Source organism: Paenibacillus favisporus, assembly GCF_040545415.1.
GTDB lineage: Bacteria > Bacillota > Bacilli > Paenibacillales > Paenibacillaceae > Paenibacillus_AQ > Paenibacillus_AQ favisporus.
In genome coordinates, this window is record NZ_JBEPLV010000001.1 from 806,394 (window position 1) to 824,086 (window position 17,693).

16 protein-coding genes are annotated in these 17,693 nt (G+C 54.3%); 10 read left to right on the top strand and 6 right to left on the bottom strand.

The annotated features are described in order from the left end of the window. Window positions 1–62: 62 nt before the first annotated feature. A complete protein-coding gene (locus tag ABID47_RS03885) occupies window positions 63–1,529 on the top strand; it encodes a sulfatase family protein (protein WP_354494974.1) in 1,467 nt (488 codons plus the stop codon). Window positions 1,530–1,644: 115 nt separating this feature from the next. Here the strand turns inward: ABID47_RS03885 and ABID47_RS03890 are convergent, their stop codons facing one another. The 3 genes from ABID47_RS03890 to ABID47_RS03900 form a co-directional block, all read right to left on the bottom strand. Next, window positions 1,645–2,607, bottom strand: coding sequence for a serine hydrolase domain-containing protein (locus ABID47_RS03890; RefSeq protein ID WP_354494975.1), 963 nt, complete (start codon window positions 2,605–2,607; stop codon window positions 1,645–1,647). A gap of 216 nt (window positions 2,608–2,823) precedes the next feature. Beyond that, complete coding sequence (locus ABID47_RS03895) at window positions 2,824–3,414, bottom strand: YjgB family protein (protein WP_354494976.1); 591 nt, start codon at window positions 3,412–3,414, stop codon at window positions 2,824–2,826. A 148-nt stretch (window positions 3,415–3,562) separates the two neighbouring features. After that, window positions 3,563–4,360 (bottom strand): lipase family protein, encoded by a 798-nt coding sequence (locus ABID47_RS03900; protein WP_306433675.1) that lies wholly within the window; start codon window positions 4,358–4,360, stop codon window positions 3,563–3,565. Window positions 4,361–4,439: 79 nt separating this feature from the next. On the opposite strand from ABID47_RS03900, the gene ABID47_RS03905 reads away from it, so the two are divergent. Continuing rightward, complete coding sequence (locus ABID47_RS03905) at window positions 4,440–4,802, top strand: DUF488 domain-containing protein (protein ID WP_354494977.1); 363 nt, start codon at window positions 4,440–4,442, stop codon at window positions 4,800–4,802. A gap of 185 nt (window positions 4,803–4,987) precedes the next feature. On the opposite strand, the gene ABID47_RS03910 is transcribed toward ABID47_RS03905, so the two are convergent. Further along, the gene (locus ABID47_RS03910) at window positions 4,988–5,920 is read right to left on the bottom strand and encodes an AraC family transcriptional regulator (RefSeq protein ID WP_354494978.1); all 933 of its coding nucleotides are present in this window, start codon (window positions 5,918–5,920) and stop codon (window positions 4,988–4,990) included. A 56-nt stretch (window positions 5,921–5,976) separates the two neighbouring features. On the opposite strand from ABID47_RS03910, the gene ABID47_RS03915 reads away from it, so the two are divergent. Together ABID47_RS03915 and ABID47_RS03920 are read left to right on the top strand one after the other, a co-directional pair. Next, window positions 5,977–7,284, top strand: coding sequence for an ADP-ribosylglycohydrolase family protein (locus ABID47_RS03915; RefSeq protein WP_354494979.1), 1,308 nt, complete (start codon window positions 5,977–5,979; stop codon window positions 7,282–7,284). Between the two features lie 178 nt (window positions 7,285–7,462). Then, window positions 7,463–8,287, top strand: a complete 825-nt coding sequence (locus ABID47_RS03920; protein ID WP_354494980.1) for a sugar phosphate isomerase/epimerase family protein — start codon at window positions 7,463–7,465, stop codon at window positions 8,285–8,287. A gap of 105 nt (window positions 8,288–8,392) precedes the next feature. On the opposite strand, the gene ABID47_RS03925 is transcribed toward ABID47_RS03920, so the two are convergent. Beyond that, on the bottom strand, window positions 8,393–9,247 hold the full coding sequence (locus ABID47_RS03925; protein ID WP_354494981.1) for a helix-turn-helix transcriptional regulator: 855 nt from the start codon (window positions 9,245–9,247) through the stop codon (window positions 8,393–8,395). A 198-nt stretch (window positions 9,248–9,445) separates the two neighbouring features. Between ABID47_RS03925 and ABID47_RS03930 the strand changes: the two genes are divergently transcribed. The 3 genes from ABID47_RS03930 to ABID47_RS03940 all read left to right on the top strand — a co-directional run bounded on the left by ABID47_RS03930 (window position 9,446) and on the right by ABID47_RS03940 (window position 13,545). Continuing rightward, the gene (locus ABID47_RS03930; protein WP_354494982.1) at window positions 9,446–11,326 is read left to right on the top strand and encodes a beta-L-arabinofuranosidase domain-containing protein; all 1,881 of its coding nucleotides are present in this window, start codon (window positions 9,446–9,448) and stop codon (window positions 11,324–11,326) included. A 210-nt stretch (window positions 11,327–11,536) separates the two neighbouring features. Next, window positions 11,537–12,430 (top strand): AraC family transcriptional regulator, encoded by an 894-nt coding sequence (locus ABID47_RS03935; protein WP_354494983.1) that lies wholly within the window; start codon window positions 11,537–11,539, stop codon window positions 12,428–12,430. A gap of 104 nt (window positions 12,431–12,534) precedes the next feature. Further along, window positions 12,535–13,545, top strand: a complete 1,011-nt coding sequence (locus tag ABID47_RS03940; protein WP_354494984.1) for a phytanoyl-CoA dioxygenase family protein — start codon at window positions 12,535–12,537, stop codon at window positions 13,543–13,545. A gap of 118 nt (window positions 13,546–13,663) precedes the next feature. Here the strand turns inward: ABID47_RS03940 and hmpA are convergent, their stop codons facing one another. Further along, on the bottom strand, window positions 13,664–14,884 hold the full coding sequence (gene hmpA, locus ABID47_RS03945) for an NO-inducible flavohemoprotein (RefSeq protein ID WP_354494985.1): 1,221 nt from the start codon (window positions 14,882–14,884) through the stop codon (window positions 13,664–13,666). A 271-nt stretch (window positions 14,885–15,155) separates the two neighbouring features. Between hmpA and ABID47_RS03950 the strand changes: the two genes are divergently transcribed. The 3 genes from ABID47_RS03950 to ABID47_RS03960 all read left to right on the top strand — a co-directional run bounded on the left by ABID47_RS03950 (window position 15,156) and on the right by ABID47_RS03960 (window position 17,632). Then, window positions 15,156–15,917: a sigma-70 family RNA polymerase sigma factor gene (locus tag ABID47_RS03950; protein ID WP_354494986.1), complete on the top strand. Its 762-nt coding sequence runs from the start codon at window positions 15,156–15,158 to the stop codon at window positions 15,915–15,917. Between the two features lie 91 nt (window positions 15,918–16,008). Beyond that, a complete protein-coding gene (locus ABID47_RS03955; protein ID WP_354494987.1) occupies window positions 16,009–16,830 on the top strand; it encodes a VOC family protein in 822 nt (273 codons plus the stop codon). Further along, window positions 16,817–17,632 carry a VOC family protein gene (locus ABID47_RS03960; protein WP_354494988.1) on the top strand — a complete coding sequence of 272 codons (816 nt, stop codon included), beginning with the start codon at window positions 16,817–16,819 and terminating at the stop codon, window positions 17,630–17,632. The genes ABID47_RS03955 and ABID47_RS03960 overlap by 14 nt, the downstream gene beginning before the upstream one ends. Window positions 17,633–17,693 lie beyond the last annotated feature (61 nt).

Here is a 17,693-nt window from a genome sequence, read left to right on the forward strand (position 1 = left end):
GCGTCACGCCTATAATTCAGCTGCAAAGGCATTTCATATTATCCGGAGAGGACGGATGAACGATGAGAGTGTTACTGCTGGATTTGGATTCAACGAGACCGGATCACCTTGGCTGTTATGGCTACCACCGCAATACGTCGCCGCACATCGACCGGGTCGCGGCCGAAGGCGTACGCTTTGACAACTACTATACATCGGACGCCCCGTGCTTCCCGTCGCGTACGGCATTGATGACGGGCCGTTTCGGCATACATAACGGCGTCGTGGGACACGGCGGGACGGCGGCGGACGTCCGGTACGAAGGAGCTGACCGCGATTTCCACGACAAGCTCGCGTCAGAGAGCTTCCCGGCGGTCTTCCGCCGCGCGGGCATGCGGACGGCCCTAGTCAGCCCATTTGGGGAGCGGCATTCCGCCTGGACCTTCTATGCGGGATTCAACGAAATTTACAATACGGGCAAGGGCGGCATGGAGTCGGCCGAGGAGGTCACCCCCGTTGTGCTGGACTGGATCGAGCGGAACGCAGACCAGGAAGACTGGCTGCTGTACGTGAACTACTGGGATCCGCACACACCTTACCGGGCGCCGGCATCGTTCGGCAATCCGTTTCAGGACGAACCGCTTCCGGAGTGGATCACCGAAGAAGTGCTGGAGCGCCACAAGCAAAAGGTTGGCCCGCACGGCGCAAACGAAATCAATATGTATAACAGCAGCACGTCGCCTCAGTATCCCCGCCATCCCGGCGACATTCAGAACATGGACGATTTGCGGAGGATGATCGATGGGTATGACTGCGGCATCCGGCATATGGACGACAACATCGGGATGATTTTCGATCGTTTGACGGAGAAGGGGATTATGGACGACCTGGTGATCATCATTACCGCCGACCATGGCGAAAACATGGGCGAGCTCGGCATTTACGGCGAGCACGGCACCGCCGACCAGGGCACCTGCCGGATCCCGATGATCATCCGGTGGCCGGGGATGCAGAAGGGGATTTCCGATGATTCCCTGCATTATCATCTCGATCTGGTGCCGACCGTCGCGGAACTGCTGGGCGTTCAACCTGCGCCAAGCTGGGACGGCCGCAGCTACGCCGGTACGCTCCGCAGCCGAGAGGACGGCGGAAGGGAGTACCTCGTCGTCTCGCAGTGCGCCCACGTATGCCAGCGCAGCGTACGATTCGGGGACTGGCTGTATACCCGCACGTACCATGACGGATATCATCTTTTTGACAAAGAGATGCTGTTCCATATTACCGAGGATGCCCACGAGCAGAACAACCTGGCTCAGGAACGGAGAGACCTGTGCAGGGAAGCGGTCTACTTGCTGAACGAGTGGCATGACGAGATGATGATGTCGATGAAGTTTGACGTCGATCCGCTATGGACGGTCATTCAGGAAGGCGGGCCGTATCATGCGAAAGGGCATCTGCCGATGTACATCGAGCGGCTGGAACAGACCGGGAGAGGGCATGCCGTGGATGAGCTGAAGCGCCGCCATCCGCGGGAGTTTGCACAGAAATAAGCGGTATGCGGCGGGAATGAAGACAAGGGGCTATCGATTGGCGATAGCCCCTTTCTTTATTGCCGGTCGGCGCTGACCATGCTGGCAACGGCGGTTTACCATGCATCGGCGCAGCTTAGTTCAAATCTTCGAGCAGCAGCGGTGCGATGAAATCGCGGAACACATTTGCCGGATGCCGCTCTTTTTTACGCTTGTCATCGGTCAGGACTACAACCGTCTCCAGGACGGGGACGATATAGATGAACTGTCCTGCATATCCGCGGGCGTAAAAATAGTCAAATGAAAGCGGGGATGCTGCAGCGGAATGACCACCAAGCTCGGCTCCAAAAGTATCCGTCCACCAATGCCAGCCATAAAAGCCGCGGTTTGGCGGACCAGCGGGGATGAACGGCTGTACGGACCGGTTCACAAGCTCACTTGGGATTAGCTGCCGCTGTTCCCAGCGTCCCTGCTGCAGATACAGCTGCCCGAACCTCAGCAAATCCCCGGGACGGAGCCATAAGCCGTAGCCTCCGGTGTGGATGCCCTGCGGGTCGGACTCCCAACGATAGTCTTCGATGCCCAGCGGTCCAAATAGATTTTCTTCGGCGTACCGGGCCGTTGACTTGCCGGCAGCTTGAACCAGGATCGCGGACAGAAGCTGGGAGCATCCCGAGCTATACTCCATCCGGGTCCCAGGTGTATCGGAAATCGGCTGCTCGAGCACAAATTCGACCCAATTGCCGGTTCGGGTCATGCGCGGAAACGACTTGATCCCGCCGAATTCGCTCCATTCAAAGCCGGCTGACATCGTCAGCAGATGCTCCAACGTGATCTCCCGCTTGCGCGGATCAGAAGCGGAACGTAGCTGCGGGAAAAATTCGGTGATCGGCGTCTCCGCACCCGGCAGGATGCCTTGGTCCATTGCGACGCAGATCAGGGCTGACAGAAAGCTTTTGGTGCAGGAATTGACCTTCGCCTTCTCGTCAGGGATGCGGGGATGGCGGTAGTGCTCAAACACCAGCCTGCCGTTTTGGCTGATCAGGCAGCTTCTCAGGTCGACCGGTGCGATCATTGAAGCGAGTGCAGATATATTCATCGGAATCTTCCTTTGTTAAGTATGGCTTTTGTGGCATGACGCCGCCTATACATTATGGCAAACTGACGCCTCCCGGACAAGGTTCGGACGATGCTCCAATGGTTATTTTCGATCGAAGGACCAGCACGTATAATGAATACATAGTCCGCTTGAACCTCATCTATACACGTAAAAAGACAGCGGCTCCAGGTGAACCGCTGTCTTCGGCGAAGGCTGTTATTTAGTTAAAAGGTTAATATGATCAAGCTCCGTGCTGCTGTTGAAAATAAACTCGAGCTTATAGTTGCCGCGGTTGTACGTCAGCTTGGTTTGCGTCTTGTTCCCGGTTTTGAAGGTGGACACCGAACTTGGTGCATACCAGTTCTGCTTCAGCATCTTCATCGTAATGCCGCCGATATTGGTCTGGCGTTCAACGTTAGTGCCGAAGTAACGCATCTCACGGATTTTCCCGAGCTTATAATGGATGGCGTAGCCGGGATTGCCCATATTCGCGCTGTATACATCGAACCCATCGGCATCCTTCATCGGATTTTCGGGTTCCCCGATCTTGTGAAGGACATCCTGTCGGGTGCTCTTACCAACGGTGAGGCCGCTAACTGCCCCTGGGAACTGGCCTTTCAGCGCCGGTTTGTAGAAACTGTTCAGCGTCTGGAGTGCCTGCTTGGATGCGTAACCCGCATCGGCTGCCGCAGCAGCGTTTGCTTGATGTACGGAATATGTCGTGCCTGCGCCTACGGCTCCCAGGCCTACCATGCCCGCCACGGTCATGGCCATGATTGCTTTTTTTGCCGGTTTTGTGATGTTCATGCTGTATCCTCTCCTTGTAACTTCTGGGGTCTCTATGTTTGTATTACCCATTCTGCGTAAGATTCAATTCTTCTACAGCATAGTAGAACCCGAAGGAGATTGGGTTACGATTCCGTGAAAGAATATGTCAATTTTGACACGGATGGCGTTAAAGGACGCGTTCAGGGAACGGACAGAAGCCAGGATTGGCTGATGACAGCATCTTGGTATATTCCGGCTGAAGCTTGGATAACTCGTTGAAATAGCTGGAGATGACGTGGTTCCCGCCGAAGGATCCGAGCTGAAAATGCCGGGGTGACAAGTTCTTTACATGGCTGTAATAAAATGTTTTGGACCGTTTCGGCAGTTTGTATACGGCAGGTGGCGCATGGGTCACGACATCAAACAGATTGGCGATGCGAAAGCTGTTGGGGACATAGCTGGCACAAGCCTTGGCAAAGGCCGGATCGCCTACCCGCGGTGAACCGAATGTGAACAGGTAAGGGGAGCGGAACCCGGTATTGGCTGCAACATCGACCGCGCATAAGGTCGCCAGCGCCGCACCGAGGCTGTGACCGGTAATAAACAGCGTCTTGCCGCGGGAGACCTTAGCCAGTGTCGAGATAATGCGGGTCCTTGCGGAGGCATAAATGTCCGTGAAGCCCCGATGTGTCATACAGTCTTCTTTAATGTATTTGTATTTCTTCTGAGATGCGATCAGGTCCGCGATCCAGTTGGTCGTCGTGCTGGTTCCCCGGAATGCAATGATGACCTCTTGATCCGAATCGAGAATAAAACCGAAGCGTTCCCAATCGTTCGTAATGGACCTGGCCTCAATCGTCTCAAGCCGTGTGTATGGAGAAGGGACGACAAACGACCCGTCTGCATTCTCAAATTGAGCATAGGTCTGTCCGCAGATGGCCGCCAAAAAAATGGTACGCTGCTGCAAATCGTCTGCCTTGCTCATACGCATCCCGCCTTTCACTCCTACACTATATTAAGAGGATAAGGATCGGGTGCTTGGGCATGAATAGTCTAATAAGGAGGTGTCCATCATTCCGATTCATATCAAACGGGTCTATGAAAAGCCTGAAGCATCAGACGGCAAACGAATCCTGGTCGACCGTCTCTGGCCGAGGGGACTCACGAAAGAGCAGGCCGCGGTCGACGAATGGATGAAAGAGATCGCGCCCAGTCATGAGCTGAGAAAATGGTACGCGCATCGGCTGGAGCATTACGAGAAGTTCAAAGAGCTCTACCTGCAGGAGCTGCAGCAGGACAAGCCTTCCCAGCTTTTACGGCATATCCGGGAGTTGGCGGAGGATTGTACCGTTACGCTGTTATATGCCGCGAAGGATACCACCATGAATCAGGCGGTTGTGCTCAAAGAAATCATTGAAACGTCTTAAGCACCGCGGGCTGGCCGGATAGTTGTAGTCGTTTGCTCTCTCGTATATCATTCCGGTGACCGTAATGGCGCCTCCTTAAGCCCAAGGGCTGCAGGGGGCGCCATTTTGAGTTGGTTGAGCCGCGCCTCTAATTGCCTGCCAATCACAAATGGTTTTGCCGCAGCACAAAATATTTGCTGCCTCTGTCATCTGTTTTTGGACCGCCATTGGCTCGGGGCTTCGCCCATCAGCCGCTTGAAGTGCCGGTTGAAGCTGGATAAGGTCGCATAGCCGACCTCCTCGGAAATAGCCAAAATGCTGCTGCCGCTATGGCACAGCAGGGCAGCCGCAACCTGAATGCGCACGTTGTTGATATAGTCCAGCGGAGCCATGCCCATGCATTTGTGGAAAATGCGCCGGAAATGGGTGACGCTGAGGCAGCATAGCTCGGCTAACCGGTGGATCGGGACCGGTTCCATATAATGCTGGGAAATGTACTCGAGCGCTTTTGAAATTTGCTGCATCGCCCGCCGGTCGGCCCCGCCAGCCGCAGCTTCAGCTGTGCCGCTCTCTTGAAGCAGCAGCTGCCTGCCGATCAGCGTCAGGAGCGTCCAGATGTATCCTTTTACAGCCGATTCATATCCCGGCCGGTGTTTCTCCAGCTCCTTCATCGCGTGATCTGTCAGCCAGACGACCTCAGCGTGATCATCCGGGGTGACGATGTTGTTGAACCGGGGATACGTATCCGTTCCGACCCGGTCCCAGAATCGGGAAGACATCGGGTCAGACGAAAAGAGGGCGTCCGGATCAATAAAGCAGAAATGCCACCTGCTTTCTTTTCCCTTTAAGCTTTGGGCAAGATGCAGCTGATTCGGAAAGATGATGCTCACATCCCCTTGGGTGTAAGGCAGGATTTTGTCTTCTACGAAAAAGACGCCTGAGCCTTCCAGGCAGTAGCCGATCTCAAGGCAGTTGTGAAAGTGCAAATACGTAATTTCATTGTCTCCCTGCACATAATTGCTGAGCCAATCCACAGGGAAATCGGAAGGAAGCATATAAGGCTGGGATACGACTTTATAATCAAATGGTCGATTCTGCACAGCTTTCAGTCCTTTTTCGGCGGAAGTCATTGTTTTCATTATAATAAACTATCCTTGAACGAAATTCATTGATCTTGGGAAAGGAGTTTATTGATATGGCTTATCCTAAGGAACCGAGGCTCCACGAACTGGCAGGCAAAATTATTGAGTACGGGCGGCTCGCGCACGAATACGGAGGACGGGGCGTGGCCGATGCCTGGATCGACATGGAAGAGAAGATGAAAGAAACGTTGGAGAAACTGCAGGGATTACCCATTGACGCCGAGCTTAAGGAGCGGGAGCCGGACGATCTGCCTTCCATTCGAGCGCAGCGTACTGAAGGACCAAGAAGGCTATGGGCATCGTTTGACAAGGCGGTCTACAAGGAAAAGCTCGAAGGGGCGATGCTCGCCCGTTTTGCCGGATGTACGCTGGGGGCGCCGGTGGAATTCTGGGAAGTGAGCGACATGGAGAAATGGGCCGCATATATCGGGGATGCCTTTCCTCCACAGCATTATTGGTCCAAAATCAAAAATCCGAACGATCTCCGTTACGGCAAAAGCACCTTTTATGAATATACCTTGGAAGGCTTGACCCAAGTCCCTGTCGATGACGACATTACTTATACGATCCTCGGACTGCTCATTGCCGAAGAGCACGGCCTCAACTTCACGACAGAGGATGTGGGTAAGAGCTGGCTCAAGTACCTGCCGGTTGCTTGTACTGCGGAGGAGGCTGCGCTCAACAATTTGAAGGCGGGCATCCCGGCGCTGCAAGCAGCTGACGTAAACAATCCGTTCTGCCAGTGGATCGGTGCGGATATCCGCTCGGATCCGTGGGCTTACCTGGCTCCAGCGTACCCGGCGAAAGCGGCGGAATACGCCTATCGGGACGCTTATTTGAGCCATCGGCGGAACGGGATTTACGGGGAGATGTTTTTCAGTGCTGCGCAGTCCGCGGCGTTCGCCGTCGATCATCCCGAGCAGGCGCTTCGTATCGGCTTGACCGAAATTCCGAAGGAATGCAGCCTTTACAAGGATGTGGAGTGGGCGCTTGCCGTTAGCGGTGAAATCCATGATTACAAGGAAGCCAGAGCGGCGGTTGATGAGCGCTTCAAGGGAATGTCGGGCGTGCACACCAACAATAACGCCTGCTTGACGGTGTTCGGCCTAATGATCGGGGGGACCGATGTGTCCAAGGTGATCTCAGAGACGGTTGCCATGGGACTGGACAACGACTGTACGGCTGCGACGGCCGGCAGCATCGTTGGCGCGATCGTCGGGAAATCCGGCGTGCCGGAGCATTGGGTTAAGCCGTTTCACGATACGGTCACAACGTATATGACGAACGCGGAGAAGTTTCAGATCAGCGACCTGATCGACCGATTTACCATCCTTGCCGGCAAAACGCATCACGAAGCGTAACTTGGCGACGTCGGCCGTAGTTCTTTTTAAGAACGATCCAGCGTGAATCCGTATGTGATCGAACAAAAGACATATCAAATCCATCCACGAATCATGCCCTTGGATCCATGGACAACGGGCGGAGGATCGGAAACAATGGGGGAAACGGTGTCCAATCAACCGGGAGAGGTGGAAAAGGATGAAACTCAAATTGATCAAGGCGTTGTGGGGCATGGAGGGAACGGGCACATTGGAAGAGCAGGTGGCGCGTATCGCTTCCGCCGGTTATGATGGCGTAGAGGCGCCCCTGCCGGGACCTGACGACGAACAGCGGTTTAAGGAGCTCCTCGCAAGCCATAAGCTTGATTACGTAGGGATGATTTTTACCGAAGGGCCGGACCACTATGCTTCTTTCGAAGCACAATTGGAACGGGCAACGTCGTTTGGGCCGATCCATGTTACTGCGCATTCCCTAAAGGACTATGTTCCGCTGGAGGAGCAGATCGATTATTTCCGGCGGGCCGTTCAGCTTGAGCAGCAGCTTGGCGTCAAGGTGGGCCATGAAACCCACCGGGGCAGAGCTTTATTTAATCCCTGGGATACGGGGAAGGTGCTGAATGCGGTCCCTGGACTTGGACTGACGGCCGATTTTAGCCATTGGTGCTGCGTTACCGAATCGACGCTGGAACATTTCGAGAGCGAGCTGGACCTGGCTATCGCCCGCACCGTACATATCCATGGGCGTGTCGGTTATGCGCAGGGCCCTCAAGTTCCCGATCCGCGTGCACCCGAGTACGCACATGAAGTCGCTCGGCATTTTGACTGGTGGAACCGGATCGCCGATGCGAGGCAGCATGCCGGTGCCTCCGAATTGACCTTTACGCCGGAATACGGTCCGCCGGGTTATCTTCACACGCTGCCTTTTACCAATCAGCCGGTTACGGATTTGTGGCAGGTATGTAAGTGGACGGTAGAACAATACCGTGAAAACTTCGAACGAACCCAATCCGTGAGAGCCACCTGACAAACATGAGTGAACCTATGTAAAAGAATGCAAAAAAGGCTGACGCAGTGCTTCGACAGCATGCGGGCAGCCTTTTGTCATAGATGCAGGTACATCCGGCCGAAATTAATTTCGGTAGAGCTGCCGGAAAGACTTCGGGGTATGACCGGTATATCTCGCAAAGCTCCTAACGAAATAAGGAAAGGATCCGAAACCCGTCTGCTCGGCGACACGTCCGATCGGATCGTCGGTATGGATCAGAGTTTGCTTGGCCTGCTCGATCCTGTGCCTCGTTAAATACTCCAGCGGCGTACAGCCGAACGTCTTTTTCATACATATGGCGATGTAGTTGGAATGAAAGTGCAGGGCTTCCGACATCCGCTTATAGCTGACGGGCTCCCGGTAATGCCGGCGAAGATATTCGCCCGCCAGTTCCGCTACCTTCAGATGTGGATTCTGTACTTCTCCACCTTCCGTCTGCTGCAGCATGGACAGCAGGTCCTGAAAGCAGATCTGCTGCTTCCAGCGGGCGGATACAGTCTGTTCCGGGTGCAGCAGCATCAGCCTGCGGAGGAGCTCTTCCACTTGACTTGGGAGAAGCGGGGCTCCTTGCTGGGAAATATAGATTGAGAATTTCTCGATCTGATAGAGCGGATGGCCTTCAAATGCCGGTAAAGAGGAATCCTGCTCGGAAACTTCGTTCCAGCTGCCCAAGGTTTGATAATGCAGCCAGTAAAAATGCGTTTCTTCCAAACAGGGCCGGGCGGTCCGGTGCGACCGGTCAGGCCGAAGGATGGCGTAATGTCCCGCCGGGATGGTGAGCATCGTAAGCTCTTCCTCCAGAAACAGGCAACCCCTCGTCACGAAGATCAGGTCAAAGACGCCGATGCCGCTGCGGTCCGGATGGGTTCCGCCAATCGGGTAGGTGTCCTCCCCGCAGGTAATGTAATGGGGCAGAGGCGGAGCGATGAATTGAAACATGGCGATCCTCCTTCCTTCGAATCGAATTGCTTCTATCATAAAGGATTGCACATGGCGAAGCCATATGTTTTGCCTGCATGATGAGGTTGTGATTGGACAAAAACATGTTGATATCCGGTATCGGTAAATAGCGGGGGACATGGTATATTTCATAGCGTTAGCCAAAGTAAACCGAAGATGAAAAGGGAGTGGCGAGCTATGAAATTCGTTAAAACCGCTTTTGAACAACTGCCGCTTGGCGCGGTTAAACCTTCCGGTTGGCTTAAGGATCAACTGTTGATTCAAGCAAAAGGTCTTACCGGGCATTTGGAGGAGCATTGGGCGGATGTCGGGCCCGAAAACGGGTGGATCGGAGGCAGCGGAGAAAGCTGGGAACGCGGACCGTACTACTTGGACGGGCTCCTTCCGCTGGCCTATTTGCTCGAAGATGAAAGGTTGATCGCCAAAGCCAACCGGTGGGTTGAATGGTCGCTTGCCAGTCAGCAGGACGATGGCCACTTCGGTCCGAAACGGATCGAAACCGTCAACCGTGAGGTCGATAAAAAGCACGATTGGTGGCATTACATGATCATGCTAAAGGTTATGATGCAGCATGAAGAAGCGACGAAAGATGAACGGATCGTTCCCTTTCTGACGAAATTTTTCGGCTATGTCCGAAGCACCATTGAAGAGAATCCGCTGCAAGGCTGGGCGAAAACCCGGGGAGCAGAAATGCTGCTCTGCCTGGTATGGCTGTATAAACGGACGCAGGATCCTTTGCTGCTGGAAGTGGCGGAGATCGTTGCCAAGCAGACGACAGACTGGTCCGATATTTTTTACGATTTCCCGTTCTGGCGAAAGGTAGAGGAATGGGACTGGACGACGCATGTGGTCAATGTGGCGATGGGGATCAAGACGCCGGGGGTTTTGTACGAACTGACCGGAGATGCCGTCTTGAGGGAGGCTGTGCACCGCGGAATCGATTCGCTGATGACATACCACGGTCAGGCACATGGCATGTTTTCGGGTGACGAGTGGCTCTCCGGCACGCACCCGAGTCAGGGTGTCGAGCTGTGCGCCGTGGTGGAATACATGTTTTCGATGGAGCAGCTGACGCGGATATTCGGCGACGGCAGGTTCGGCGACATTCTTGAGAAAGTGGCGTTTAATGCGCTGCCGGCGGCAATCTCTCCGGATTGGACCTCCCATCAGTACGATCAGCAGGTGAACCAGATTTTGTGCAACGTCGCTCCCCGCAGCTGGGTGAACGGGCCTGACGCGAACCTTTTCGGCCTGGAGCCGCATTTCGGCTGCTGCACCGCGAATATGCACCAAGGATGGCCGAAGCTGACGTCGCATTTGTGGATGAAGGACCATGAGGGAGGGCTTGCAGCCGTCTCCTATGCGCCGTGTACTGTCGAGACCCCGGTTGGCAACGGTTCCTTGGCCAAACTGGCCGTCAGCGGAGAATATCCCTTCCGGGACCATGTCTCCATCTCAATCACTTTGGAGCGCCCGGAAACATTTACGGTTTCCTTGCGGATCCCGTCCTGGTGTACACAGCCTGAAATCCGGATCAACGGTATGCCGGTGAACGTTCAGACCGAGAACGGCTATGCCAAAATCAACCGCGAGTGGGCGAGCGGAGACGGGATCGAACTGACGCTGCCGATGGCCGTCAGCACGACGTCGCGCAACCTTTATGCGGTCAGCGTAGAGAGGGGACCGCTTGTCTATGTGCTGCCGGTCCGGGAGCAATGGCAGATGGTGCGGGAGCGTGAAATGTTCCATGATTGGGAGCTGTATCCGGGATCGGCCTGGAAATACGGCCTGTTGGCCGATACCGGCTTTGAGGTAACCGAGGCGGATATTCTAAGCCAGCCGTTCTCCGCGGATGGAGCCCCCGTGCGGATCAAAGCATCGGGACAGCTGGTCAAAGACTGGAAGATGGAAGGCAACAATGCAGGCACACCGCCCATTCATCCCGACTGTAACGGTCAGCCTGTGGCGGAGCTTGAGCTGATCCCTTACGGAAGCGCGCGGCTGCGGATCGGTGAGTTTCCGCTCATCGGCAGCCGGAAGCGGTTCAAGGAGCAATAAGAGAAGCTGTGTTAGACAGGGCTTCTCACCCTGCACGGCAAGGCGTGCGGAATCCGTCCCGGGTTCGCTCAAAAGAGAGATGCTGCAGGGCATGCGGTCATCTCTCTTTTTTTGGGCTGCAGGGCGCGGTTTAATAGTGTATCATGCTATTAAAACGAGCGGTTCCGATCCGGCAGCGAGAGGGCCAGAGACTAGGGAGGTTGTGCATCGTTGCTTACATTACCCGCCATTCATGCCATGGGGGACATCGCCGTGAAGCCGGGATCCGTTCTAGGGAGTCGTACGATCGACGATTTCGAATTGGTATACTTCCCGGCAGGGACCCGATCCGTTTACGAAATCGACCGGGGGCCGTTTGCGCTGGACCGTCCGGGAGTCGTGTTCACCCGCCCCGGAGAACCGCACCGGTACCGGTTTGATCCCAGCCTTCCCACAAGGCACTTATTCGTTCACTTCGAATTTGCTGCGTTTCGGGAAGCCTTCTGCGGGGCGGACCCCAACCGGAAAAATTTCCGTGACTGGTCGGTCATTGCCGGAGGGAGCCTGATTCCCTCCATGCTTAAGCAGATGCTGAAGATCGCACATATGAAGCCGGCCGGCTGGCAGCGAAGGGCGTCCGTTTTACTGATGGGCGTCCTAGAGGAATGGCAGGCGATTGAGGAAGACGAGTCGATGTCGGCCGCTTCGCTGCCCGCTCCCATTATGCGGGCCATGGACTATATGGAGCAGCAGCTTCACCGCCAGATTACCATTGAAGAAATCGCGGCCAGCTCAGGCTGGACCCATGAGCATTTCACCCGGATGTTCGTCCGCTGGATGGGCATTCCGCCTCAGAAGGCGCTGCTGGAACGCCGTCTCCGGAGAGCTGAGCAGCTCCTGATTCAGGCGGAGCGGACCATCAAGCAGATCGCTTACGACGTCGGATTCACTGATGAGCATTACTTCTCCCGCATGTTCAAGCGAACCCGTGGAATGACGGCCCTGGAGTTTCGCGACCGGTTCGCGGATCCGTTGTTCCGGCATTTGGCCGTCATCGAGGAGGAGGAGGCCGCGTATCCTTTGAACCGGCATTTTGTCGTACTGGATCATGGGGATTCCCGGTAAAGCGGATATCAAATCCGTCCACCGTTTTCCGTGTCCTCTCCATTGAGAACGCTTACGAAATCCTTCACACTTAAGATAATCAATGCGTGTGGAGGGGATCAACCATGGGGCAGACTTATGTGCCGAAAGCCAAATTAAGAGAGGACCGTTATTATGTAACGGTGGAAGAGTATAAGCAGTATCACAGGGACGGATTCGTCATCGTCCGAGGGCTGCTGGATCCGAAAGAAATCGAACAGTACGCCGTGTGGGCAGAACGGCTGCGGATCGAGAATGAAGGAAAGCGCGAGCAGGCATCCGAGGAGGATACCGACCCGCTCAAAGCGGAGTTCGCTGAAAAAACGCGGGTGCATATGATCTCACGCCTCTTCCCGGAAGGGGAGCAGCTGATGCTGTATCCCCGAATCCTCGACGTGCTTGAGGCGCTTACGGGTCCGGATGTGTATGCCCTGCAGTCCATGATCTTTTTTAATCCTCCGGGAAAAGGGGGACAGGGATGGCATCAGGACGCATACTACATCAAAACCCATCCCGACACGCTGATCGGAGCCTGGATCGCTCTTGAGGACGCCGATGAAGAGAACGGCTGCCTGTGGGTGGTTCCCGGCTCCAACCATGAGCCGATTTATCCGCCGCCGGGAGATCATGGCGGAAACGTTCACGCCAGGGAGGCGTTTTCCGATCTCCATTCCGTGGAGCATGTCAGTCACCTGGATGACGAAGTCAACACGCTGTCGAAGGTGGTGTCCCATTATCCGGACCCGATTCCGGTTCCGTTAAAGCCTGGGGACGTGCTGTTCTTCCATTCACACCTGTTTCACCGCTCCTACCCGAATCGAACGACGGACCGTTACCGCCGATCGTATGTGTGCCATTACTGCAACGCCCGTTCATTTGTTCCATGGGACCATGACGGCTACGAGGGCGACAGCGGGAATTACCGCCAAATCTTGGCGCGCGGACGGACGCATCTGGCATATGCCGAACCGCTATTCGATACGCCGGTTGATATTACGCAGCATGATGAGATTCCCGAGTCCACCAGCGTGACGATGATGGGGATGGACGACGGCATGATGATGCCGGTCGTTCAGGAAAAAGACGAACAGGACTGAATCGCGGTACCTGGACTTTTTTGGAGTCATGAATCCAGCCTTTTGTATCTTTCATAAAAAGAGCCCGGCACCTGTGCCGCGCTCTTCTTTGTTTTGAAGGCGTATGCCCCCAATCACGCTATTCTTCATCCAGTATGGCGATCGGACTGAAGGCTTCATAATGAATGCGCTCCTTAGGAATTTCCAGCTCTTTCAATGCTTGATGGATTGCTTTCATGAAGGAGACGGATCCGCAGAAATAATAAACCGCCGGCCCGGACGGAAGAATGGAGCGCAGCCACTCTGCATCAACAAAGCCCTTGTGTGAAAAGCTTTCTGATCCCAGGTCTTGCTCGGTTGGAGAAGAATACGCCGTGAAGCAGCGGAGGTTCGGATGGCTGTTGGCCAGCCCGGCAAGATGCTCCTTGAACGGATGGTTGTTCCCGTTCGCGGCCGCTTGCACAAAGGTTACTTCGCGGCCTGAAGATTGATCGGCAACGGTATTGATCATGCTCATCAAGGGAGTAACTCCGATTCCTCCGCCGATGAGGACCAGATGGTCGTTGGTATGGTCCAGGGTGAAATCACCTGCCGGCGCTGAAAAGAGGAGGGAATCCCCTTCTTGAACGCGGTCATGCAGATCGTTCGATACGATCCCGGCCGGTTTCCCCTCGTTCGAATGCTCCCGCTTCACGCTGATCCGGTAATAGCTTTTGCCCGGGGCGTCCGAAAGGCTGTAATGCCGAATGTGCTTATACTTTTCGCCCGGAACTTCCGCTTTGATCGTTAGATATTGGCCGGGTTCAAAGCCAGCAAGGGCCTGTGTGTCCGAAGGCTCGAGGTAGAAGGAGGTCACATCGTCGCTTTCCGCTACTTTCCGGGTAACCGTAAAGCTGCGGAAACCTTCCCACCCTCCGGCTTGTTCTTTGGCTTCTTTATAAAGATCCTGTTCAATTTGAATAAAGGCATCGGCAATATATTCGTATGCCTTACCCCACGCCCCGATAATGTCATCGGTTGCTGCACTTCCAAGCACCTCCTTGACCGCCTCGAGAAGCGTCTCACCGACCAACGGGTATTGCTCCGGTTTTACGCCGATGGCCCGGTGCTTTTGGGTGACCCTGGTAATGACCGGCATGATGGCATCCAGATTCGTAATATGTTCACCCGCGGCGTATACCGCATAACCCAATGCCTCCTGCTGCAGCCCGCGCTTCTGGTTGGTCTGGTTAAATAGGTTGTACAGATCCGGAGCCTTGGCAAACAACAATTCGTAAAACTTTTTACCGATTTGTTCGCTGTGCTGCTTAAGAACAGGCGCTGTCGATTGAACGATTTCGATCGTTTTAGAGTCAAGCATGTCTGTTGAGCCTCCATCCATATTTCATTACCAACCATTATCTTGACCGATTTCATTTTGCATTAGTCAAAATTTTTCCAATAGATGGGGCTGTATGATATGCGGTACAGGGAGGGGGCAAGAACAGATTATTTTTTTGAGAAAAAGAGGAAAAAGCAAAACAGATGTAGAATAACCTTGATAGGAACATTTGTTTGTATTGTGTTTTTTATTCACAATCCCAAGGGGCAGATCTTATGCGATGATGGTACAAGGGAGTGAGGTGAGTTATATGACGGAAACAACCCTTAATTCTTCCTTCCCGGGGGAATTTGCCGGATTATTGGCCGAAGTGAGACCCCAGCTGCTGCAGTACTGCCGATCGCTGACCCATCGGGAATGGGAAGCCGAGGACCTGGTTCAGGATACCATGGTCAGATTGATGAACCGGTGTATACAAATGCCGGAGATGACCCTGAGCAAGCCGTATGTGTTTCGCACGGCCCGCAATCTTTGGATCGACCGCTGCAGGTCCAGCCGGAGGCTGGTCACCATGCCGGTCGAACAATTTGAATCGGCTTACGGAAGTGAACCGGAACCCTTCGCGGACAACCTGATCACCCGCGATCTGCTGGAAGAGCTGATGTACCAGCTGAAGCCGAAGGCTTTCGTCATGGTCCTCCTGTGCGACGTATTCGGGTTTACCGCCAAGGAAGCGGGAAGCTGCATCAACATGGCGGAGGGGGCCGTTCAGGTCGCCCTTTCCCGGGCGCGCAAACGGCTGCGCCTGCTGGCGCTCCATAAGTTGGAAGGGATCGGGAACGATGCATGCGCGCCGCGGAGCCGGCCGGGAGATCCCAGGTCGGCCGCCAAGCTTCTGGAAGCGGTTGCCACTGCTTTTATCCGCCATGATCCCCACATGATTTATGAAGCTTATCTCCGGGTGTACGAGAACGGCTGCCGCATTGCGGACATCCGGACCCGCGATGGTCGATTTTATTTTACTTTTCAGGATCCGGACGGCAATGTTTTTATGGTGAGCGAAACATTTTAATCATCACTTTAAGGTGATTGTGTATGGTTGTAGGCAGAATCATCGTTATTTACATGTGTGGGCATTTAAGCTAGAGAGGAGGTAGAGTGTCATGCCATCAGGCAGCGCTTCATTTGTATGCATCGACAGAGTCATTCTGCCGGTCCCTGATGCCAAGGCGGCTGCGGAATGGTACATCAACGAGTTTGAATTCCGGATCGGGCGCAGAGGCAGTAAGGAGATCGACTTGCGAATACATGATGGGGAAACATTGCTTACGCTGACGGAACATTCCGGAAACCAGCGTTATCAGCCGCTTATCCACCTGGACGCCCCCGGCCACGTTCCATGCTTCAACTTTTATAGTCATTGGGACGATCTGCACAGCGGCTGGCTTCGTTCCAGGAACATTTCGGTCACGTCAACGATGCAGACGGCTCACATGAACGTTTGTGAGATGACCGATCCATACGGAAACGTGACCGGGATCTGCCATGAAAAAAGCAATTCGCTCTTCTACACGCCGGCTCCCGGACCGGTTCCCCCGATGTTTCACCGGATTCTCGCCGTTTTTCTTCCCGTTATAGATTTGGATTCCTCGATCCGATGGTACTCGGATATGCTTGGCTTTGAGCTGGTAAACCATTGGGGGCAGGGGGCCGATCTCAAAATCGGCAAGGGAGAAACAATTGTCACGATGATTGTTATGGACGAAGAGCTGCACCGTCAAGCGTTGCTGAGGCTGAACGGCCAGGCTTATTATTCGCTGCAAACGCCCAGCATTCACGATGCTTACCGGCAGCTGTCCCAATTAGGCGTCCCAGCCGAGTCATGCAGGGAACAGGATGGAGTCAACAGGTTCCATATTTGTTCTCCGGAAGGTTTAATCATCCGTATATCGGAAAAGGAGCTGATTCAAATTGTCTCAACATGAAGAAATGAACCACACCACCACGATCCCGTTCGAGAACCGGGTCGCAAGCGTGTTTGTGCATGTCACGAATCTTCGGGAATCCGCTGAGTGGTACAGCCGCCTGCTGGGTCTTCCGATCAAGGAAGAACGGTTAAACGGCGGACCGGTGTATTGGTTTGATTTTCAAGGAACGCACCTCATCCTGGATTCCAATTCGGGGAACAGGGAAAATCCGGATTGGAAGGAAGACATGATGCCGCGTATGATGTTACCTGCCAAGGATATTGACGAGGCATACTTTTTTATTCGGGAGCAAGGCACGCCTCTATCTGAACCGGAAAGACACGGGCCGATGGCATACTTTAACTTCCGCGACCCGGAAGGGAACGTACAGATGGCATGCTGGGCAGAGAACCGTGAGGAAGACCTCTCTTTGGCAGGATTAAGCCGAAGTCCGATTTTGCCGAGAATCGGCGGCGTATTTGTTGACGTGAAGCATATGCCGGCGGCTGCCCGGTGGTACTCGGGTCTGCTTGGTGCGGAATATGATGAAGAGGCTGCCGAGCAGCGGATTTATTCCGTTCCGACGGCATCCGGTGCCGCGCTTCTGCTTGACCATAACCGTCATCTGAACGGGGAGTCGTTTTCGGAGCTGTTTTATTTCGAAACACAGGATTTTGACGGGGCACTCCAATTTGTAAAGTCAAACGGCTTTGAGTTGGCCGGTGAACCGCAAATCTTTCCTGACCTGAGCGAATTTGCGCTTCTGGACCCGGATGGGAACCGGATCGTCATTGCACAAATGAACGAGAAAGGACATTGAAAGAATGAGGGAGAAGCGTACGGCGCGTTGTTCAGCTGGTTTGAGCAAGGGCCTTATGAAA